The 19,946-nt window shown below is 68.6% G+C and carries 21 protein-coding genes and 2 pseudogenes; 9 read left to right on the forward strand and 14 right to left on the reverse strand.

Features of this window, described 5'->3' with window-relative positions:
- The first annotated feature begins 598 nt into the window (after positions 1–598).
- Positions 599–1,015 carry a hypothetical protein gene (locus tag ACZ52J_RS36835; RefSeq protein WP_465625111.1) on the forward strand — a complete coding sequence of 139 codons (417 nt, stop codon included), beginning with the start codon at positions 599–601 and terminating at the stop codon, positions 1,013–1,015.
- A complete protein-coding gene (locus ACZ52J_RS36840; RefSeq protein ID WP_465625113.1) occupies positions 1,012–1,725 on the forward strand; it encodes a tetratricopeptide repeat protein in 714 nt (237 codons plus the stop codon). Before ACZ52J_RS36835 ends, ACZ52J_RS36840 begins: the two co-directional genes overlap by 4 nt.
- 6 nt (positions 1,726–1,731) lie before the next feature.
- Here ACZ52J_RS36840 and ACZ52J_RS36845 read toward each other — a convergent pair.
- Together ACZ52J_RS36845 and ACZ52J_RS36850 are read right to left on the reverse strand one after the other, a co-directional pair.
- A pseudogene (locus ACZ52J_RS36845) lies at positions 1,732–1,914 on the reverse strand (transposase); the annotation flags it as partial.
- A gap of 1,282 nt (positions 1,915–3,196) precedes the next feature.
- Positions 3,197–3,649, reverse strand: coding sequence for a hypothetical protein (locus ACZ52J_RS36850; RefSeq protein WP_465625115.1), 453 nt, complete (start codon positions 3,647–3,649; stop codon positions 3,197–3,199).
- A gap of 102 nt (positions 3,650–3,751) precedes the next feature.
- Here ACZ52J_RS36850 and ACZ52J_RS36855 point away from each other — a divergent pair, with 102 nt between their 5' ends.
- Entirely contained in the window at positions 3,752–4,063 is a 312-nt protein-coding gene (locus ACZ52J_RS36855) for a hypothetical protein (protein ID WP_465625117.1), read from the forward strand.
- A 518-nt stretch (positions 4,064–4,581) separates the two neighbouring features.
- The gene (locus tag ACZ52J_RS36860) at positions 4,582–5,250 is read left to right on the forward strand and encodes a hypothetical protein (protein ID WP_465625119.1); all 669 of its coding nucleotides are present in this window, start codon (positions 4,582–4,584) and stop codon (positions 5,248–5,250) included.
- A 37-nt stretch (positions 5,251–5,287) separates the two neighbouring features.
- On the opposite strand, the gene ACZ52J_RS36865 is transcribed toward ACZ52J_RS36860, so the two are convergent.
- From ACZ52J_RS36865 to ACZ52J_RS36875, 3 genes are all read right to left on the reverse strand, one after another.
- The gene (locus ACZ52J_RS36865) at positions 5,288–5,461 is read right to left on the reverse strand and encodes a hypothetical protein (RefSeq protein ID WP_465625121.1); all 174 of its coding nucleotides are present in this window, start codon (positions 5,459–5,461) and stop codon (positions 5,288–5,290) included.
- A 276-nt stretch (positions 5,462–5,737) separates the two neighbouring features.
- Complete coding sequence (locus ACZ52J_RS36870) at positions 5,738–6,118, reverse strand: hypothetical protein (protein ID WP_465625123.1); 381 nt, start codon at positions 6,116–6,118, stop codon at positions 5,738–5,740.
- Positions 6,119–6,509: 391 nt separating this feature from the next.
- A complete protein-coding gene (locus ACZ52J_RS36875; protein ID WP_360644051.1) occupies positions 6,510–6,929 on the reverse strand; it encodes an ester cyclase in 420 nt (139 codons plus the stop codon).
- Positions 6,930–7,042: 113 nt separating this feature from the next.
- Between ACZ52J_RS36875 and ACZ52J_RS36880 the strand changes: the two genes are divergently transcribed.
- Positions 7,043–7,615 (forward strand): PadR family transcriptional regulator, encoded by a 573-nt coding sequence (locus ACZ52J_RS36880; protein ID WP_465625125.1) that lies wholly within the window; start codon positions 7,043–7,045, stop codon positions 7,613–7,615.
- Positions 7,616–7,637: 22 nt separating this feature from the next.
- Positions 7,638–8,618: an NADPH:quinone reductase gene (locus ACZ52J_RS36885; protein ID WP_465625127.1), complete on the forward strand. Its 981-nt coding sequence runs from the start codon at positions 7,638–7,640 to the stop codon at positions 8,616–8,618.
- A gap of 189 nt (positions 8,619–8,807) precedes the next feature.
- Here the strand turns inward: ACZ52J_RS36885 and ACZ52J_RS36890 are convergent, their stop codons facing one another.
- The 4 genes from ACZ52J_RS36890 to ACZ52J_RS36905 are packed head-to-tail and all read right to left on the reverse strand — an operon-like array spanning position 8,808 to position 11,373.
- Positions 8,808–9,161, reverse strand: coding sequence for a transposase (locus tag ACZ52J_RS36890; protein ID WP_465625129.1), 354 nt, complete (start codon positions 9,159–9,161; stop codon positions 8,808–8,810).
- Positions 9,145–10,494, reverse strand: a complete 1,350-nt coding sequence (locus tag ACZ52J_RS36895; RefSeq protein WP_465625200.1) for an IS30 family transposase — start codon at positions 10,492–10,494, stop codon at positions 9,145–9,147. Before ACZ52J_RS36895 ends, ACZ52J_RS36890 begins: the two co-directional genes overlap by 17 nt.
- On the reverse strand, positions 10,409–11,131 hold the full coding sequence (locus tag ACZ52J_RS36900) for an IS3 family transposase (protein ID WP_465625202.1): 723 nt from the start codon (positions 11,129–11,131) through the stop codon (positions 10,409–10,411). The genes ACZ52J_RS36895 and ACZ52J_RS36900 overlap by 86 nt, the downstream gene beginning before the upstream one ends.
- Positions 11,062–11,373, reverse strand: coding sequence for a transposase (locus tag ACZ52J_RS36905; protein WP_360334868.1), 312 nt, complete (start codon positions 11,371–11,373; stop codon positions 11,062–11,064). Before ACZ52J_RS36905 ends, ACZ52J_RS36900 begins: the two co-directional genes overlap by 70 nt.
- Before the next feature lie 423 nt (positions 11,374–11,796).
- On the opposite strand from ACZ52J_RS36905, the gene ACZ52J_RS36910 reads away from it, so the two are divergent.
- Positions 11,797–12,345, forward strand: a complete 549-nt coding sequence (locus ACZ52J_RS36910; RefSeq protein ID WP_465625131.1) for a DUF4262 domain-containing protein — start codon at positions 11,797–11,799, stop codon at positions 12,343–12,345.
- A gap of 192 nt (positions 12,346–12,537) precedes the next feature.
- Here ACZ52J_RS36910 and ACZ52J_RS36915 read toward each other — a convergent pair whose 3' ends face one another.
- Entirely contained in the window at positions 12,538–12,978 is a 441-nt protein-coding gene (locus ACZ52J_RS36915; protein WP_465625133.1) for an AAA family ATPase, read from the reverse strand.
- A 65-nt stretch (positions 12,979–13,043) separates the two neighbouring features.
- Between ACZ52J_RS36915 and ACZ52J_RS36920 the strand changes: the two genes are divergently transcribed.
- A complete protein-coding gene (locus ACZ52J_RS36920) occupies positions 13,044–14,477 on the forward strand; it encodes a hypothetical protein (protein WP_465625135.1) in 1,434 nt (477 codons plus the stop codon).
- 67 nt (positions 14,478–14,544) lie between these two features.
- On the opposite strand, the gene ACZ52J_RS36925 is transcribed toward ACZ52J_RS36920, so the two are convergent.
- Positions 14,545–14,769: a hypothetical protein gene (locus ACZ52J_RS36925; RefSeq protein ID WP_465625137.1), complete on the reverse strand. Its 225-nt coding sequence runs from the start codon at positions 14,767–14,769 to the stop codon at positions 14,545–14,547.
- A gap of 284 nt (positions 14,770–15,053) precedes the next feature.
- Between ACZ52J_RS36925 and ACZ52J_RS36930 the strand changes: the two genes are divergently transcribed.
- The gene (locus ACZ52J_RS36930) at positions 15,054–15,566 is read left to right on the forward strand and encodes a hypothetical protein (protein ID WP_465625139.1); all 513 of its coding nucleotides are present in this window, start codon (positions 15,054–15,056) and stop codon (positions 15,564–15,566) included.
- Between the two features lie 48 nt (positions 15,567–15,614).
- On the opposite strand, the gene ACZ52J_RS36935 is transcribed toward ACZ52J_RS36930, so the two are convergent.
- The 3 genes and pseudogenes from ACZ52J_RS36935 to ACZ52J_RS36945 all read right to left on the reverse strand — a co-directional run bounded on the left by ACZ52J_RS36935 (position 15,615) and on the right by ACZ52J_RS36945 (position 19,898).
- The gene (locus tag ACZ52J_RS36935) at positions 15,615–18,020 is read right to left on the reverse strand and encodes a tyrosine-type recombinase/integrase (RefSeq protein WP_465625141.1); all 2,406 of its coding nucleotides are present in this window, start codon (positions 18,018–18,020) and stop codon (positions 15,615–15,617) included.
- Entirely contained in the window at positions 18,017–18,850 is an 834-nt protein-coding gene (locus ACZ52J_RS36940) for a tyrosine-type recombinase/integrase (protein WP_465625143.1), read from the reverse strand. Before ACZ52J_RS36940 ends, ACZ52J_RS36935 begins: the two co-directional genes overlap by 4 nt.
- A 186-nt stretch (positions 18,851–19,036) precedes the next feature.
- Positions 19,037–19,898: pseudogene (locus ACZ52J_RS36945) on the reverse strand (YihY/virulence factor BrkB family protein).
- Positions 19,899–19,946: the final 48 nt, after the last annotated feature.

Consider the following 19,946-nt stretch of genomic DNA (forward strand, 5'->3'; position numbering starts at 1 on the left):
CGGAGCCAACGGGCCTGGCGGCAAGGCGTCCGGCCCGCTCCCGCGCGACGGCGGCCGGCCCCCGGGCCTCGTCCTCGACCCGGGCCGCCTCCAGCAGCGGGGCCGCCGTATGGCCGAGGTAGACGACCGGCAGAGGGTCCACCACGACCGCCTCCTGCCCGGGCGGGGCGTCGGCGACTGCCTGGTACAGCGCCTGCGCCGCCGAAGCGCAGGCCCCGACCGTTGCAGTCAGGGCGGCGATCAGCCGGGCGTGGCGGCGTCGGCGTGCGGGCAGGTCCAGGCGGGCGGGAGTCGCAGTCACGCACGCACTATGCCGCGCCGCACCTGCCCGCGACTTCCGTTCCCGTGAACATCGTGCGGGTGGTCAGCGCCGGACGTGCCGGTCACCACCAGGAGCAGCAGCGGCCCGCCCGCGACGGGCCGGAGTCGTCCAGCTCGGTGCGGGCGCATGCAGGCTTTAAGGCCGTGAACAGCGGACCGTTCGACTCGCGCATTCCCGCTACACCACCCGTCGGAGCCCGATAGGTTTCTGATTGTGCATCAGGCCTCTATGGCCACGTAGACAGTCATCCGCCGGTCCGAAACACAGGGGCAGTACATGGCCGAACTCGATATCGCGCAGCTGATCACGCCAGCCGCTCAAACCCTTGTCAGTGTAATGATGGGTGACCTCTGGTCCGGCGTCCGTGACCGGTTCGCCAGGCTGCTGTCGCGGCGCTCGGACGATCCCTCCGCCGTCGTCGAGGAGCTTGAGGAATCGCGCCAGCGTCTGGTGGAGGACACTGAATCCAGCGAAACGCGTGACGAGATCGCCGCAGAGTGGCGCAGCAGGATCCGACGAGCACTCACCCAGGACCCCAGCCTCGTTGACGACCTTCGCACGATCCTCAGGGACTGCGCAGAGCACGGCGGGCAAGAGAGCGCCCAGGTCGTCCAGACCGTGAACGCGAGCGGCGGCAGCATCGTGTTCAACCAGGGGTCAGGCTCTCAGCACAATGAGGTGCACGGCAGGTGAGCGCACGCGGTGAAGAGGGCCACGAGATTCACCAGGACGCAGCGGCCGATCGCGGCGGCATCGTGTTCAACCAGGGCGCCGGCGTTCAGAACAACCAGGTCACACAGCACAACTACGGCCCGGGATCAGTAGCGTCGAACGACGTCGAGAGCTGCTTCCGGTACGGCAAGGTCAAGTACGACGCCCGCGAATGGAGCGAGGCAGAGTTCCCGCTGGTCAGCGCGGCCGAAGCGGGCCACGAAGAGTCGATGAGGCTCCTAGTGATGCTGTACAAGCTGACGCAGCGTGAGGCCAAAGCGCGCGAGTGGACGCATGCGCTCGCCAATCTCGGGGATCCGACTGCCTGCGCGGACATGGGCATCCTGATCCGGCGGCAGGCCGAGTTCCGGGAACTTGCCGGGGCACGGAAGTCAGACTGTCGAGAGGAGTTCGAGGAGGCCCTCGACTGGTTCCGGAAGGCTGCCGAGGCGGGCAGCGAGAGCTCCGTGAAGGACGTCGCACAGCTCCTCTACACCCTCGGGCGATACGACGAGGCGATTCCCTACCTGGAGCACGCGATCGAGATCGGAGAACGCGATGGCGACCACGTCTACCCGCTCACATCGAATCTGAAGTCGGCGCGGCGCCAGGTAGCACGGGCCGAGAAGCGGGGCCAGGACCAGGCTAGCGAGCAAAAACGTCCCTGGTGGCGGTTCAGTTCATCGGGCTAAGAGGTCCTAACAACGGCGTTGGACGTGCCGGTGGGTGATCAGGCAGGTGGCGAGGCCGAGGAAGGCCTCGTGGATGTCGTCGCGTCGTTCCCAGCGGATGCGCAGGCGGCGGAAGCCGTGGAGCCATGCGATGGTGCGCTCGACGACCCAACCGTAGGCACCCAGGTTGGGACCGTGGGGCACACCTCGCACCCGTCCTCCACTGGCGCGCCCTGGACGCCCCCGGCGGCCGCTCCTTCGGCGCTACCCCGCCCACCGACGACGAACTCGCCGACGCCGAAGCCGCCATCCGCCTCCCTACGGACACCCTCACCCGCACCGGCCACAACTGACCAACCGCAGCCCGCGCCGGCAACCAGGCACCCCTGCGCCGCGCGGAACACGGAAGACTCGCGCGCCGGCTATCGGGCGCCGCGGCCGCCGGGGCACGCGACCGCCCGCACCGGCGGTGCACAACGCAAATGCGCGCGACGGCCCGGTGAACGACGCCGACCGGCACACCGGGCGCCAGCACCACCCGGTTCCTTCTGGCGTGCGACCGGCCCGGACCGGCGGCAGGTGTCGCCGCCGCTCAGGGCCGGTCGTCATGGTGGCCACACAACCGGGCCAGCGCCGTGTAGGAGCCCAGCATCCGCTCCGCATCCGCCACCCGCGCCGCCTCCGTCCGAGCCGCGCCGGTGCGCAGCGCCACGGCCGCGGCCTGGCACTCGGCCAGCAGCTGCGCCCCGGCGCGGCCCCGATGGGCCTGCCATGGCGGCGGTCGTCACCGGCGCGGGCATCCGCGCGCCGACCGCCCACCGGTACGCCTCCAGCAGTCCCTGCTCGTACTCGGTGAACGGCCGGCACCGCGCGTCGAGCCCCTCCAGGGCGGCGAACACCTCCTGCGCCGACCGCACCCCCACCACCGCCGTGTTCTCCTCCGTCATGCTCCCGACGCCAGGAGCGGCCGCGACCACACGCCCCCGCACGACTACCGTCCGAAGGACAGGCCTCGGACGCGAGGCCGGCAGAGCAGCGCGGGAGGCCGGACGGTCAGACGGCGGTGGCCAGGTCCGGCCATCGGTCGGAAAGCCGTCCGGCGCGGGTGCGGCCCCGGGGCCGCGGCGGCCGGCGCAGTACCGGCGGGCCGTGGGCGGGGCGGCCCGGCGGAGACGGCAGGCGGCCCGCGCGTGGGTTGCGCGGGCCGCCTGCTGCGGCGTTCGTCGGCCGTTGTCCGGAGTGCTACACGTGGGCGCGGTGGCGGCTGTAGTGGGTGATCTCCAGCACGGTGAGCCCCCAGAACAGTGCGGACATGCCGGCCACTGACTTTCGTCGCGATGCCGGACGAACCAGCGCCGAGCCAGCACACTGAGCGCCGACGCGTTCCCGATCAACAGCCGGCGAAGTGCAGGTCCGCTCGTGGAGCCGGCCCGGCAGGATGCCCGGGTGGAGATTCGAGCACCTGCACTCTCACGGCAGTGTCCACCGCGTGCTACACGGGGCGAAGAACGGGGTCGATCTCGGCCAGGATTGCGTGCAGCTGACGAGCCCCCAGGGAAACGCGGTCGTCAGTGTCCCGCAGCATCTCCTCGCACAGCTGCATCGCGTTGTCCCGGTCCTCGGAGAAGATGCTGAACACATCGAGGACTGCGGTGTGGATCCAATCGCTGTGATTGGAGTCGGCAACTGCCAGTGCGGAGGCGACTACTGCCAGCCCAATCCTGTCCTTTCGCCGAAGCACGGCTTCCGCGGTCACCCGGGTGACGAAGGTGTCACCGGGGTCGAGCACGAGCTCCAGCAATGGCCCGGGGGCCTCCTGCATCTCGGCGAAGCCTGCCAGGCCGTGACCGGCATCCGCCCGGTCACGGTAGTCGTGGCTTCGTCCGAGCTCGCGAAGCGCCAGGACAGCTGCACGCCGCCGGTCTCTGTCCACCTGCTTTCCCACCCCTCCCGCGATTGTCAAAGTACCACCGAGACGCCCTGCAGATGATCGCCCGGACCGGCCCAAGGTCGTTCCGGCGGATCAAGGCGTCATAGGCTCCAAGACATGCACAGCACCTTGACGGAGCACGCGCGCTGTCTCTACGGGAACGAGTTCGGACCGACACCTGAGTGCGTCCTCGACCACCGGGAGCACTACTTCGTCGAGGAACTGACTTTCGCTGACGCGGATTCGATCCTCGCCATGCTCCGGGAGCTCTGCCCGCACGTGGTCGATGGTCGTCTGCCGGTCTGGGTCCGCAACCTGTCCTACCGGTTGGTGCTCCTGCAGCGACCTGATGAGCCAGCGCTGATGCGCCAGGCTGCCGAGAACTTGTGGCTGCATGGACCGACTGGGATCGCATCGCGGCGGACCTGACGAGGCGGGCAGACGCCATGGAGGCCGACTGAGTTGGGACGCCGTGTTCATGGCGCGCGCTCGGGCCACGTCAGAACGCCTCATCCATGTGCTGCGTTGTCCCTGACCCAAGGCCCCTGCTCTATTCGATCGGGGCCGCCGGCGCCCTGCCCGGGGCCACCGCGCTTGACCAGGCCCGCTCCGCAGGCCGTTTCACCCCGGTCCATGACGCCTGGTGGGCGGCCGCCCGCAAGGCCCACGGCGAGCGTGAGGGTACTCGGGCGCTGATCGAGGTTCTGCTGCTGGGCCGACACCCGCCCTCCAGACAGCGGAGGTGTCGGCGTACAGGTCAGATACAGGTGTACGCCGACAGGAGGTTGCGTGCGGGCCAAATGTGAGTACGCGTACTCATGTGGCGGCCGGGCAAATCAATGGAGGATCGCTGAGGGCCGTACTACGCGGCCGCCGCCAGGCTCGCCCGCACCAACGAGGGGCATCCACCTCAGCCGGGTCGACCGTGATTCTCCCGGGGGACTCCCTTGCGCTCCGCATCCGTACTCCGTTCCGCCGCCATCCCGGCCGCCGCCGCACTGGCCCTCCTTCTGACAGCCTGTGGCCCCGACAACAGCGACACCCCCGCCGGCGCGACGCCCACCGCCACCGTGAGCTCGGGCACCGCCTCGCCGTCGACGGCGGCCACCGTGCTGCCCACCATCACCGCCGCGGCGCCCACCGCCACCCCGACAGCCCCGAGCCGCTTCGCCGGCGCCCTCCCGCCGGCCGCGCCCGCGACCGGCACGTACACCGACAGCGCGAAGGGCGACATCTCCCTCACCATCGGCCCCACCAGCGTGGTCAAGGGCGACATCGCCGACCTCGCCAATTTCCTCAAGCCGGAGGACATGGCCGGCAAGACGCCGTACTACGTACACGTCACCTACACCCACACCGGCGGCAACGGAATCTACGAGCCCTACTTCAACCTGCGGCTGCGCGCCATGGTCAGCGACACCGCCCAGGCCCGCAAGGTCGACCTGCTCAGCGCGTTCCCGAAGTGCGAGAGCGACGTCCCCCACGGCGGCAAGGACTTCGTCAAGGGCCAGAGCGACCACGAGTGCGCCATCTACCTCGCCCCGGCCGACAAGCCCCTCCAGTACATCGTGTGGCTCGACAAGGACAACAAGCCCCTCGCCTGGAAGACCAGCTGAACCAGACCCGCCCGGGCAGGGGAGCCGCGGGGCGCGGTCAGCGGCTGCGGCGCACGAGGACCTTGAGAACCTCCCTGGCGTCGCGGCGGCGGGCGTCGCTGCGGACGGTGACCGCGGTGATGGCGGTGATAGCGGCGGCAAAGACGGCGAGGGCCGCCCAGGCGGCGCCGGCCGCGGTGATGAGGACGGCATGCTGCAGGACGGTGGGCATCGAGGCTCCGCGGGTGTGGCGACGGGGCAGGGGCTGGAGGTGGACGCGGCATCGGCGGGAGGTGACGGCGGGCGGGCACGACGCTCGCCCGTGCCGAGCGTGCAGGCGGCTCTGACTCAGCGCTCGTCCGGCCCGCCCAGGCTCCAGCCGCTGACCGACGCGAACGGCCCGCGCCAGGCGAGCGGGAGGAAAAGAACAGCGTGGCCATCGCCTCGAACGAGTCGTTCGGCAAAGCGCACATGTTCCGGCGAACTCGTGCCAGGTGGCACCGAAACCTCACGGGTTCGACCTGCGTACGGCCCGGAAGTCTTGGTACTCGTCGCAGACGACGCCATCGTTGACCCAGCGTTGGGGGTCGGCAGCGAGTTCATGCTCTGCCAGGTGCAAGGCTTCCTCGGGGGTGGGCATGACGGCGACCTCCCGGCCCCACGTCTCCTCGTCGGGGTCCAGAGGCGGGAACTCGGTGATGTCGAGGAAGGTGTCGGTGCCGACATCCTCGACCTCGCTCAGGTAAATGGTGACGCCCGTGCGGCTGGGACTGAGGGCGATCCAGCGGAGCCCGGGCCGGCCGTCGGTTTCGATGGCGCCCAGGAACTGCTCGATCTGCTTCCCGCGCTGGAGGGCGCCGAGGGCGAAGGCGGGGGTGAGGTGCCGCATGTCAGTTCCTTTGCTGGTCGGGCAGGCGTCCGGGCCTGGCTTTGTTCACGAGATTCGACAGCGTTTGTTCATGACCTCGGACAACCACCCCCGGTCGCCCCGTGTTCGATTCCTGGGGCCACTGCGGCGGCACAGCGGTGGGTCGCAGCTCCGCAGAGAGGGCCCGCTTCTCGGAGAGCGGCTCACCGCGGCCACGGTCGTCGGTACAGTGCTGATGCTCGTGGTCATCGTCGGCCTCGCGGCTGCCGAGTCGCGACCGGACGCGAAGGGCTGACCGCCGGCGAGGTGACATGAGACGAGGGTGGTGCGCCAGGACCATGGTCTGGCACGCCACCCTCGTACTGCCGGAAGCCGGTAGACGTCCGGCGCTGCCGCCGACGGACCTGCGCTCTCAAGGCGCAGGCACGGCACCGATCTGCTGCATCACCCCGAGGAGGTCGGGCTGGCCCCGCTCCTTGATGATCTTTCCGTCGGCCAGGTAGTAGAAGTTCATGGCCTGGACCGAGATGGTCTTGCCGCTGGCCGGGATTCCGAAGAACTCGCCCTGATGCGTTCCGCGCATGGTGAACCGGGCGGCCACCGTGTCGCCCTCGGTGACGGTCTCTTCCAGGGTCCACCGGACATCCGGGAACCCCGCGCGCATCATCGCGATCAGCTCCAGGTAGCCCTCAGGGCCCCGCAGCGGTTCCGCGTGGCTCGGCGCATGGAACTCGGCATCCGGGGCGATGACCTCACGGGCAAGGTCCTCGTCGGCTGTGTTGATGAACTCGACGAAGCGACTCATCACGGATTCGGTGGATTGCGGCGACATGTCCGTCCGCCTCTCTCTTCTTGCACTGCCCCTCGCAACGAGCGAGCGGAAGAACCACAGTACATCGATTCGATGTGTGCATCGAATCGATGTAGGTGTGGGACGATAGGGACATGCTTGACCTAGCGATACTGGGCTTCCTGGCCGAGCGGCCTCTGCCCGGACACGAACTGCGCCGCCGACTCTCGGAGCTGACGGGCTACACCCGGCCGGTGAGCGACGGCAGTCTGTACCCGGCGATCAAGCGTCTGGCCGCGGCGGGCCTGCTGGAACGGCGCGCGGACCCGGCCGCGGGCCCGGCCCGTTACATACTGAGCGTGACCGACGCCGGGCGCGCCGACCTGCTGAAGCGGCTGCGCGCGCCCGCCGACCACGAGATCAGCGACTTCACGCGGTTCTTCACCGTACTGGCGTTCCTGTCCCTCCTGCCGGACGTCGCCGAACAGCACGCGGTGCTGCGGCGGCGGCTGGAGTTCCTGGAGGAACCGGCGAGCTTCTTCTACGCAGGCGACCGGCCGCTGCGTGCCGAGGACATGGCCGACCCCTACCGGCGCGGCATGCTGCTGACCGCCCGCGCCATCAGTAGCGCCGAACGGGCCTGGTTGCGCCAGGTTCTGGACGGTGACGAGCCAGTCACCGCGCGCGCCGAGACAGACCCCTCTACGCTCGGACAACCTGTGCGCTGACCAGCCCCGGAGGTAGCCGCCCATGCTTGCGTCCTGGTACGACCGACAGGGCCCCGCCGCCGACGTGCTGCGCGTCGGCGAGCTGCCCGACCCCACCCCCGGCCCGGGCGAGGTCCGCGTCCGCGTCACCGTCTCCGGTGTCAACCCCGGCGACACCAAGAAGCGGCGCGGCTGGCTCGGCTCCTCGATGCCCTACCCACGGGTGATCCCGCACAGCGACGCCGCCGGAGTCGTCGACGCCGTGGGCGAGGGGGCCGACGGGCGTCGGGTCGGGCAGCGGGTGTGGATCTACGGCGCCCAGTCCTACCGGCCGTTCGGCACGGCCGCCCAGTACGCCGTCGTACCCGCCGATCTGGCTGTTCCGCTGCCCGACCACCTCAGCGACGAGGTCGGCGCGGCCCTGGGCATCCCCGGCATCACCGCCCACCGCGCCGTGTTCGCCGACGGACCGGTCGACGGCAAGCTCGTGCTGGTGCACGGCGTTCTGGGCGGGGTCGGGTCCCTGGCCGCGCAGCTCGCCCGCTGGGGCGGGGCCAGGGTGGTCGCCACCGTCCGGCGCGGCGCGGATCTCGCACAGGTCGATCCGGCTGTCGTGTCCCACGCCGTGGCCCTGGACCAGGGGGACCCGGCGGCGGCGATCCGCGCGTACGCGCCCGAGGGCGTGCACCGGATCGTCGAGGTGTCCCTGTCCGACAACGCAGACCTCGACAACGCCGTCGTCGCGAACGGCGCGGTCATCACCGCCTACGCGACGAGCGCGGACCGGACCGAGATCCCCTTCTGGCCGCTGCTGTTCAGCAATGTCATCCTGCGCTTGATCGGCAGCGACGACTTCCCCGAAGAGGCGAAACGCCAGGCAGCACGCGATCTGACCGCCGCGGCCGCCGTGGGTGCCCTGACCGTCGAAGTCGGCGACCGTTACGAGCTGGCGGACATCGCCAAGGCCCACGACCGCGTCGACACCGGCAGCCGCGGCCGCGTCCTGGTCACCCTCCCCCAGTGACCCCGCCCGTCGTTCACCACGCCCACGGGTGCGTCCCCTGATCAGCCGAGGAAGCAGCCGAGCGGCACCAGGGACGGCGCGACGTTCTCAGCCGAGACAAGACCTGAGCGTGCCTCCTACGACAGAACGTCTAATTTCGCGTTGACCTGCGAGATCAGTGAGCTTCCCCCGCTGTGCGGGAGGTGCTGATTACCTGGTCAGGACGGGTTCAGGTGGTTCGACGGCCACTGGTTCGGCCGTCGCCTGGTCGGCGTAGTACTTCGCCTCGTACTCGTCGGGGCTGAGCCAGCCGAGGCGCTTTTGGATGCGGCGGGTGTTGTAGAAGCCGTCGATGTAGGCGAAAAGCGCCAGGTCGGCGTCCGTGCGGGTCCCAAAGGTCGTGCGACGTACGCACTCGGTCTTCAGCACGCTCCAGAAGTTCTCGGCCAGGGCGTTGTCGTAGGAGTCGCCGACGGTGCCCATGCTCGGCTCAATTCCCGCCTTCAGCAGGCGGGTTGTGAGCTTGATGGACGTGTACTGGGCGAGTTCAATCGGTCGTTGCAACACCGGGTTGTTGTAGTGAGCGTAGTTGCTCGGTGAAGACCTCGGCGGGGGTCTTCCAACCGAGGATTTTGCGGGGCCGGCTATTAATCGCCAGGGCGACGGCTTCGAGGTCCTCGGCCGACCACCGGGACAGGTCCGTGCCCTTCGGGAAGTACTGACGTAGCAGGCCGCTGGTGTTTTCGTTCGTCGGTCGCTGCCAGGGCGAGTGCGGGTCGGCGAAGAACACTCTCGTGCCGGTCTCAAGTGCGAACTGGGCATGCCTGGACAGTTCCTTCCCGCGGTCCCAGGTGAGGGACTTGCGTAGCTGCTCGAGCAGCTTCGTCATCGACGCCGCCAGCGCGGCGTTCATCGCGACGGCGCCGTAGCCGCCGAGCGACGGACCGTTCTTCACGGGTGATTTCTCGCCCCAGCCTTCCAGTCGAGGCAGATGCACCAGAAGCGTGGACCGGCTGCTGCGCTCGACGAGCGTGCCGATCGCGGATCGGCCCGTCCCAATGATCAGATCCCCCTCCCAGTGCCCGGGGACCGCGCGGTCCGCGGCTTCAGCGGGCCGCTCGCTGAGGACGACGTCGGCGGTCACATGCCCCTGCGGCTTGTTGCGTGATCGAGCCCGCGGTTCCCGCAGCGCACGACCAGTCCGCAGACACGCGACCAACTCCCGTTTGAGCGCGCCCCGCCCCTGGATGAACAGCGACTGGTAGATCGCCTCATGGCTGATGCGCATGCCCTCATCATCGGGGAAGTCGATTCTCAGTCGGTGGGAAATCTGCTCCGGACTCCACGCCATCGCCCAACGCCTGTCCTGCCGATGCGGCTTGTTCAGGCCCTTCCACGCGGGCGTCTCAGGGCCCGTGACGATCGTGCCGTCGGGTCGGCGGACGCTCCCATCAAGCCGCTCTTGCACGTACTCACGCAACCTGTCGTTGCCCACGAGCTTCGCCGTCTTCGGACGTTTCGCGGCCTGCTGCGCTTTCCACTGCGCCACCACGGCGCGGTAGACCTGATTCCCGCTCCTCGTGGCCGCGTTGCGGCGCAACTCGCGAGAAACGGTCCCTGGGTCGCGTCCGATCCGGCGCGCGATCTCGCGCACGCCGGCCTCCTGAGCGCGAAGCAGCGCGATCTCCTCCCGCTCGGCGAACGACAAGTAGCGGCCCGTGGGCTCGTCCAGGCTGAGCGGCGGCATCCCGCCAGCGTGACGGAACCACCGCGACCCGACCGGCCACGACACACCCACCTCGCCCGCAGCCTCAACCGTCGTCACCCCCGATGCGATCAGGCGCCAGAACTCCCGCTGCACCGCGCGAGACGGCTCCGGCCGACCCGGTGAACGCATCGGCGGTCGCATCGCCCGATCCGCGGCCCACTGCCGTCGTGCTCCCGCAGGCGCCTCCGCCACCTCCTGATCTCGTCCCATCGCATACCTCTATGATCAAGGTGTTGCGACGACCAGTTGAATCCACCGAGGCCAGCCACCACGGGCCCTCGCCAGTGGGGATCAGCGAGATGTCGGCGACCCACAGCCGGTTCGGAGCGTTGGCGGTGAAGTCGCGCTGGACCAGGTCCGGGGCGAGGTCGGCCGCCGGGTCGCGGCGGGTGAAGCCGCAGGGCCGGCGCGGGCTGACGCCCTGCAGGCCGGCCTGGCGCATCAGGCGCTCGACCCGTTTGCGGCCGACGTGGGTGCCCTCGCGCCGCAGGACGGCGTGGACGCGCGGGGAGCCGTAGGTTTCGTCGGAGTCTGCGTGGATCCGGCGGATGTGTTCGGTCAGCTCCGCGTCGTGGCGTCTTCGCGCGCACGGCTCGTGAACCTCGCGGCGCCAGCGGTAGTAGGTGGAGGCGGGGATGTGCAGTTCCCGGAGTACGGGCTCGGCCCCGAAGCGGTCCTGGTGCTCGTCGATGAGCTTCAGTACCGTCGCCGGGTCGGGTCGAGCTCCTGGGCGAAAAAAGCCGAGGCGGCCTTGAGGATCTCGCAGGACCGGCGGAGCTCGGCGTTCTCCTTGCGCAGAGCGGCCAGCTCCTCCTTCTCGGCCGTGGTCAGCCGGTCGTCACGCTCGCCCCGGTCGGCCTCGTCCTGGCGGATCCAGTTCCGCAGGGCCTCGTGGTGCACGCCCAGGTCCCGGGCCATCTGACGGATCACGGGCTTCGGATCGGCAGCCCGGTACGCGGCAACAGCTCGCTGCCGCAACTCGGGCGGATACTTCATCGGTGCAGCCATGGCAGAGGCTCCCTTCTCATGGCCAATCAGGCCATGTCCGGCAACCTTCCGCACCTCGGGGGAACCTCACAGGAAGACAATCCCAGATCGCGGTCGTCACCGGCACGGTGCTGATGCTCGCCGCCATCGCCGGCCTCGCGGTCGCAGAGTCTCGGCTGAACGCAACGGACTGACGACGCGACGAGGCTGGTCAGCCTGGATACTCCGCCTGGTTGGCCAGCCTCATTCGGTCGGGTGGCCAAACGGGCTGCAGGACTGCGCTGTTCGAATCGCCTGACCAAGCCCCGCTGTCTGAAGTCATGAACAAACGCTGTCGAATCTCGGTTCTGGCACAGATCTTGGGGAGCGGTCACAGAACGTGACGGGTTTTCGAAATCCCGGCCTGCCTGCCGGATTCGAACGCTGACCTCGTACTCTGCACGCATGACCGGTGATCCATTCCAGTGCCGATGCGTCCTGTGCCACGACTACGGTGACCGAGACGATGCAGACCAGGTTGAGCGGACGATCATCGGCAATGTGCAGGAGTACGGCTGGCACGTCGCGATGGTCCCCGAGGACGAGATCGGCCCGGGGTTCGCCTACACGATCGGCCTCTCCCACGCACACGGTGCACCCGAGCTCGCGATGTTCGGGCTCGATGTCCACCTCATGCACCGCATGCTCAACACACTCGGCGAGAAGGCGGCCTCAGGCGCGGTCCTGTCTGACGGCCAGGAGCATCAAGGCGTCGCCCGTGGCCTACCGGTAGGGCTCAGGCGGGCCGATCTTCGCTGGTACCGGACCTTCTTCGGGCAGGCCATCGGGTTCTACCGGCGGCCGCCCTTCCCAGTCCTGCAGGTGGCATGGCCCGACGCGAACGGGCGCTTTCACTGGGAAGAACAAATCGAGCAGGGGCATCGAGACTCGCAGCCGCAGTTGTGGCTGCCGCCCAGCGAGCACCCAGTCGGAGTCTGGACGGCCGAGCTCTGAGCCCGGTCGGCGGGGATCTACTGAAGCAGGATCATCTTGCGAAGCAAGTCGAAACCGGCTCGCCCGTAGAGCTGTCTCTTGATCTTCTACAGCATCAGATGATCAAGCACCCGTTAACGTGACAGCACCGCCACAGAGCAACACCCCCCGAGAACCGGCTCCCGGCTCTCAACGAGGGCACCTTTCCCAACGTCACGCCACAGGGCTGGGACCCCCCGAGAAGGCGAGCGGGGCGTCGACCAGGACCGCGACGGCTCGGCGGCCGTGCTGGTGGGCCAGCTCCACCAGCTGGAGCCGGTGGTGCGCCTCGACCGAGGTGTTGTCCACGTAGGTCGTGGCGCCCCGGCGCGCACGGGTCAGGAGGATGTGGTGCTGGAGCAGGACGGCGTCGGCGGTGGCTTCTCTGAACCAAGAAGGAAGCCGCGTGATTGGTGCACGGCGTGTCAGAGGGGCGGGATTTCGTGACAGAAAGTAGTGAGGTCCGGGTGTTACGTGCAAGGCCCCAGATTGACCGAAGGGGAGTGTCGGCGCACTCCCAGCTCGATACAGAGGAACACGTTCAGATACCTGTTCGATGTGATCGTGTTTCGTGCGACGATCCCGGCATGGCCAACCTCGATGCTTCCTCTCCATGGCGCCGTATAGGTACTGATTGGCTCCAGAGAGCTGCGCCAGTTCAACGGAGTTCCGCGGTCGCCGTGCTGGGCGCGTTGCTGGACCGCTCGTTGGTGCAGATCGCTGAGGCTTCCTCGGATGCGCGCGGCTTCGACCGGGAGACCATCCGCGTGGCGGCGGACGTGTGGGACAACAACACCTTTCCTCTATTTCGGGCGGTGACGGCCAGCACGCGAAGCGGGCGCGAGCGTCGTGCGCGGGCAGTCTTGGAATGGATGGCTGGCCTCGGTAAGGAAAGGCGAGCCTGGATGCGGGACCAGGCCTCGGTCGCCGGTCACTCGTTGGATGAGCTGTTGGCGCCGGCGAAGCCGTACGTACCCGGTCGTGACTATCTGGGGCAGGTGATGGCCCCGGTGATGGTGGTGACGCCGCAGGTTGCAGAGAGCCTCGCCACCGATTACGACCTGCCGTCGGCCGAGGTTCGCCATCTGCAGGTCGAACGGGCCGGCAGCCGTCTCATTGGGCATCTCGAACTGGCTGTTGCCCGTTCCTATCCCGTCGACGACGTCACCTCTCCAGAGGCCGCCACGCTGGACATACGGCTACGCGACATCACCGAGGTCCGCTTCGACTCCCAGGACGCCCGGGGCGTCGTCCTTCGAACAGAAGCGGACGGCGTATCGATCGGCGTCGGAGCCCGCGGCACGCTCCGTGCGGCGATGGCCGACCTCCGCCCGGACGACCGCTACTGGCACCTGTCCGCCGCTGGACGCCGGGCTGACGCGACCACTCCGCACCGTGACAGCCAGCCTGCCTTGCCCGGTTCCCCCCAGGAGGGGCACTTGGGCACCAACGCCACGGCCGCCGCGACTCTCCTGCACCGCGCCATGCTGCACATCCGCATGGTCCGCTCTGCCGAGCACACGCACCGCGTCCCGGTGCGCGATTTCCAACGGGCCTTCGCCGGAGCGGGCGAGGCGATCCTTACCGCAGGCACGCACCGCACGTCCCACCGCCGCGAAGCCGGCTTCCGCCAACTCATCGAGACCTGGGCCCGACGCGGTGGCCCTGCTCTCGCCGACTGGTTCGCCACGGTGCTGTCAGAGACGGCCCATCAACCGGATTTCAGCCTCCGTGCCCGGGCCCAATCGCACTCGGCCGCCGACGCACCCCAGCAGCCCACTCCAGACACCTCGACGGCCCCCGGCCCGCCGTCGGCCGAGCTCCGATTGGCCACATACACCTCGGATCACACGCGCTACGGCACCCACTACAACGCCTCCGCCCTCCTGCACTTGGCCGTGTCGCCCCGCCCCGAGAGCGCTGATGACGGCCCCTGGCGTCTGCGCGCTGTGCAGGGTGCCAACCCCGCCCGTTTCCAGCTGCGGGCCGAGGCATTCCAGGGCGCCTGCCATCCCCGCGTCACCGTTGACGACAATGCGGCCCGCCACTTTGTAATGCGCGATGGAGCCCTCAACATCACGAGCGGGGAAGACCGGAGCGACGATCCGTCGTGAGCATGTTGGTTCGCACGGACCCGAGCACTTGACATGTACGTCGGCGAGGAGTCTTCGACAGGGCCGTTCACGGCCCTGACTCCTCGATGACTCGTCCGTACGGGGTCTTGAAGGTGGGCATACCGAGATCGGTTGTCCGCCCGTTCTCGGAGAGGGCCTGCATCGCCGCGAGCTTTTCCATGGCGGAGGACAGGCTGACTTCGAGGCCGGCGACTTCGCCGGTCCAGCCTTCGCGTCGGGCCTCGGCGATGCGGGCATCGAGGTTGGTGATGATCTCGGCGAGGCGGGGCATCTGGGCCGGATCGGGCCGCAGGAGCGGGCAGCGGATGCATGCTTAACCGAACTGATCTTGATCCAGGTCCGATCCCTACTTGAGTCCATGTCGTGACTCAGTGTCACCCTGGAAATGCTGTTGGGGGATCACGGTCGGGCGTGGCGAAGCCCTCGTGCACATGGGCACCGGAGCGACAGTCGTACCGGGTGCGTGATCAACGGCATGAGCGGGCATCGCGACGTCGAGGAAGTCGGTGGTGGGAAAACGCCAGCGCTGATGGGCCGTCTGGGAGGGGCACTGACGTGGCTTCGGAGGCAATTTTCGGGTTTGTGGGAGTTGTTCTCGGCTCCCTAACGACGTCTGTTTTGACGATCTACAAGGAGAGAACCGCAGCCAGACGCGAGATTGCTACTCGCGACGAGCAGTACAGGCGGGATCGTAAGGATTCTCTTGATACCTTCCAGAAGGAGAGTATCTTGGCGTTGCAGTCAGCGGTCTCGGACATGATTAAAGCCGTCTACGACGAACTGGATCGAGTTCTCGCTGAGGTTCAGCAAACGGGCCAATGGACTGCACGCCAGTGGGAGACCCCGACAGCTATTGGCTGGTCAGAGGCCGTATTGAGGCTGGAGTCATCGCGAGCACGGGTACTAGATAGCGAGCTGCGTGCACTAGCCAAGGAGCTGCGGACTGTTGCGGGGGAGACCGTATGGGCAGCAAGTCTCGAATCGGCTAAGCAGCTCAGTCGACGCCTTGATCCATTGCAGATCCGGTTCCATGAGGCCGTAACGAGAGCTCTTCCGTCTCTGTATTGATACTCGAGCACATGTTGTCGGGAACGCTGTCCTGGTGCCCTTCGGCGCTCAGCCCTCGGACTCGGCGCTGCTTCGTCCGGCGTCGCGGCGGAAGTCTGGCATCCCGAGGTGAACGGTGGACGGTTGCGCTGCGCGGTCGCGCATGGCCTCCAGCTTCTGCGCGGCGGCGGCCATGGTGGTCTCGATCGCGGCGACCTCGCCGAGCCACCCCTGGTCCCTGGCCTCCTGGAGGCGGTCGACGAGGTTGGCGTGGATCTCCTGGAGGCGTGGCATCTGGGCCGGGTCAACGAGCAGTAGGGGACATCTGACACAGGCGTTTTCATGCTGGCACGGGGTCGCGTAGTCGCGGCCGCAGGTCCCCAGGGCGACCTTGCGGAGTTCGAAGTGGGCCAGGAACTCGTCCCACTCGGTGGCGGTGAGCTCGCGGTACTCCTCGCTGGGTCGCTCGGTTCTGCGGCGGGCGATGAAGGCCCGGTGATGGGAGATCACGTCCTCCGGGTAAATCGCGGCATACCCCATGGTGGTGTCCAAAGCGGCGTGGCCGCAGATTTTCGCAGCGATGTGCGGGGGCAGTCCGGAGCGGATGGCGTCGGTCACGAAGATCCTTCTGAAGTCGTGGGGGCGCCATTCGAGCGGGGCGCCGGCCACGGTGATCTGAGCGGACTGCGAGGTCGCGACCAGGCACTCGCGAATGTAGCTGCGGGTCAGCGGCCGCTCCTCGGTGCCGTACCGGCGTTGGAACAGGAACGGCATGGGCGGGCTCCAGGTCTGCTCAAACACGTCGTAGGCCGACACCAGCGGCAGGGCGGCGTTCCCGGCCCGGACCCGGAAGATGACCGCGGTCAACACCTCCGCCAGCTCCGGAGAGACCAGCAGCAGCCGCTCCGAATCGGTCTTGGACGGGGCGACCTGCAGCATCGGCACCACCTCGCCGGTGGTAGGCAGGGTGTAGGCGATGAAGCTGTGGTGGGTGAGCTCCAGCATCTCCTCGATCCGGATGCCGGTATGCCGCAGCACCTCCACCGTCGCCCAGGACCAGAACGCTGCTTCCTCCTCGTGGGTCAGGTTCCGCCGCCTGCCGGCGGCCACCTCGGTGACGTAGACGCGGCGGGCCTGCCCGGACCCGCAGCGCTCGAACTCCTCCCCGGCAACGAGGAACCGTCCACCGGCCGGCGTCGCGCGAGCTGCGGTGGTGCGGGCCTCGGCGTCCTTGCACTGCCGGTCGACGGCGCGAAGCAGGGCGGGCAGCAGCGGCAGCTGGGTCCTGGTCCGCTGGTCCATCCGGGACTTCACCCTGGACCTGGACTTCTTCGTCGCGCACTCGTTCGCCTTGATCGGGCACGGCGCGACCCAGGGCGCGCACCGTGCCGGATCGTCGGCGGCCCAGCGGGCGATGTCCTGGTAGAACGCCCGGACGAACACCAGCTCGCTGCGGAAGTTCACCCGCGGCCGCACCGGGTGGCCCTGGGCGTCACGGATGAAGGCCAGGCGTTCCTTCCACGCCTGCGCAACCTCGGGCGCCAGTCGCAGCGAGTCGATGCCGGGATGGTGGATCTCCAGGTCGCGCCAGAACAACCGGCACAGATTGCGGGCGATCGAACGTAGCGAGACATGGTCGAGCTCGGGAGCCCGCTCGGTGAAGTACTCGACCAGCAGGTCCCGGACGGCCCGGCACTCGATACCGTACGCGTCGACGATCTGCTCGACGCTGCGGCGGCCCTCGATGCGAAGCGCCCTCAGCCGCAGCGGTGCGCTGGCCGGGAGTACGCCGGTCTCCTTGAGTAGGGCGTAGAACAGCGGCCGGCCCGCGCTGCCACGGAAGTGGTGTTCCTCCAGTGCGGCGGTCAGTTCGATGCAGTCGCCGACGGTGATGTCGCTGACCAGGCCGCCCTTGCGGATCACGATCCAGGTGAGCTTGTTCAGGGCGTCGGACCTCGCTGTCGGGGTCGCGTGCTGGGCCAGTCGTTCGAGTCGCTGGAAGGCAGCGGGGTCGCTGGCGGCCCGGGATTCGTTGAGCAGCACCGTCACGCGTTGCCGCAGCAGCCACGGGTAGCTGGGGCGGATCGCCTGCCCGGCGACCAGGAGCACCAGTCCCGTGGCCAGTTCATCGCGCCAGTGGCTCTTGGGTGTGCCGCGTCCCTGCAGGGGCAGATCGGTCCACTCGAAGCCGGCGTCGTCCGCCCCGCTGGCCATCCAGCGATCCTGCCAGGTCTCTCCGGGCTGGCCTTCGAGCCAGTCCAGCAGCTTGCCCAGGCCCCGCCGCCGGGTCTTGTCGCGGGTCAGTCCCGCACCGGGTTCGGTGAACAGTCCCAGCAACCGCTCGACCAGGTTCTCCCGGCTCTGACGGGTCTGCCACCAGCTCGGTTCGCCGACTCGCGGTTCCCACTCCAGCGCGTTGTCCACCTCAGGTGACTCGACGGCCCTGGCAACCTCGACGTTCGCGGTCGGGTTCACCGGCCTTCGCCGCCCGCAGCCGAGGTGCCGAACAGCGCTGCCAGCACTTCGGGGCGGTAACCCGGCGCCGGCGGAGCCGGCGGCTTGGCCTGCTCGGCGCGCTGTCGTTCATGGTGGGCCAGGACGTGGGCGACGACCTCGTCGGGCGTGGGAGCGATGTAAATTTCCGTGGTGGTGATGTGGGCATGTCCCATGACCCACTGCACGTCGGCGAGGGTCAGGTTCGGATCGCGGACCATCCTCTTGGCCGCGCTGTGCCTCAGGTCGTGCAGGGTCCAGTTCGCGCCGAGCAGCTGGTTGGCACGGGTGAAGACCATCCGGGCCGCGTCATACTCCAGCGGGCGGAAGGGCCGTCGCAGCGTCCACCACAGCGGCTCCGACGGGTGCTTGGGGACCATGCCGCGCAGTTCTTGCTGGTAGAGCCGCAGCCACACGAATGCGTCGGCGGAGGCGGGAAGGTGCTGCAGGACCTGGCTGCCCTTGCGGACCACGCCGATCGTCCGGTCCCCGGGCGAGACCAGGCCCTGCGGGACACCCAGCAGCTCGGAGGCGCGGGCGCCGGTGGAGATGTAGAACGCGATCAGAGCCCGGTCCCGGTTGTACTTCAACCCGGCGAACAGGTCGTTGAACGCCTGGTCAGGAATGATCCGCGGGGTCGGCTTGGGCTCCTTGGGCTGATAGGTGCCCCGGCGCGAGGGCTGCCGGAACGGCTGCATCGGGTTGTGATGCGCATTCGGACTCCCCTCGTCGGCAGCCCCTCCCTGCGGGAACGGGTTGATCAGCGGTCGGCCGTGGGTCTCTCGGTGGTACTCGTAGAACGAGCGGATCACCGCGCGAGCGTGCCGCCTGGTCCGAGCGGCATAGTTCTCGCCGGGCGCGGCTCCTCATGGCCCGGACCCGTCGCGTCACTCACGACCCATCCCTCCTCACCTCTGGTGGCGGCTCACATGGGCGCTTTCGCGCCTACCCCGTCCCGCGTGAGTTCATCCAGGCCGTCGAGGAGGAAGAGGGGCAGGTCAGCTTCGGCTGCTGCCGTCGCCTTCCTCGGGCCACTTGCGGGTGTCCCGGGGTGGCACGTAGGGCTCCTGGGAGGCGGGCATGCCGCCCTCGATCGCCCGCTCACGGGCCAGTTCGGCATCGAACTCCAGCCCGAGCAGGATCGCCAGATTGGACAGCCACAGCCAGACCAGGAACACGATCACCCCGGCCAGCGTGCCGTAGGTCCTGTTGTAGGAGCCGAAGTTCGCCACGTACGCGGCGAAGCCGCCGGACAGCGCCAGCCACAGCCCCACGGCCAGCACACTGCCCGGGGAGACCCACCGGAACCCGCGGCCACGCACGTTCGGCGTTGCCCAGTACAACGAGAGTGATCATCAGCGAGACGAGCACCACCAGCACCGGCCACTTGGCGATCGACCACACCGTGACCGCGGTGTGGCCGAGCCCGAGGAGGTCTCCGGCCCGCCGGGCCAGCGGACCGGTGAACACCACGATCACCGCGCTCGCCGACAGCAGCAGCATGAGCAGCAGGGTCAGGCCCACCCGCAGCGGCGTGATCTTCCATACCGGCCGGCCCTCCCGGATGTCGTACACCGCGTTGCCCGCCCGGATGAACGCCGCGATGTACCCGGATGCCGACCACAGCGAACCGGCCAGACCCACCACCGCCAGCACCCCGTAGTACGTGAGAGCGGCGGCCCTGTCCGGCAACTCGTCGTCCAGGAACTCACGGCCGGTGCGCTTGAGCACCGCCCACCAACCCCGCCTCGGCACCCGCGTCGGCTTGTCCGGTCCGCGCTCCGCCGCGATCTGAGCATCGCGAGCCGGATCGGGGCGCTCCCGCCGCCCGCCCTGGCGGCCCCTGCGCTGGAATCGCATGATCCAGCGTGTTCCCCGTGGCCGCACCCCGACGCGGCATCCCCGTGC

This window comes from Kitasatospora sp. NPDC034035 (assembly GCF_055575755.1).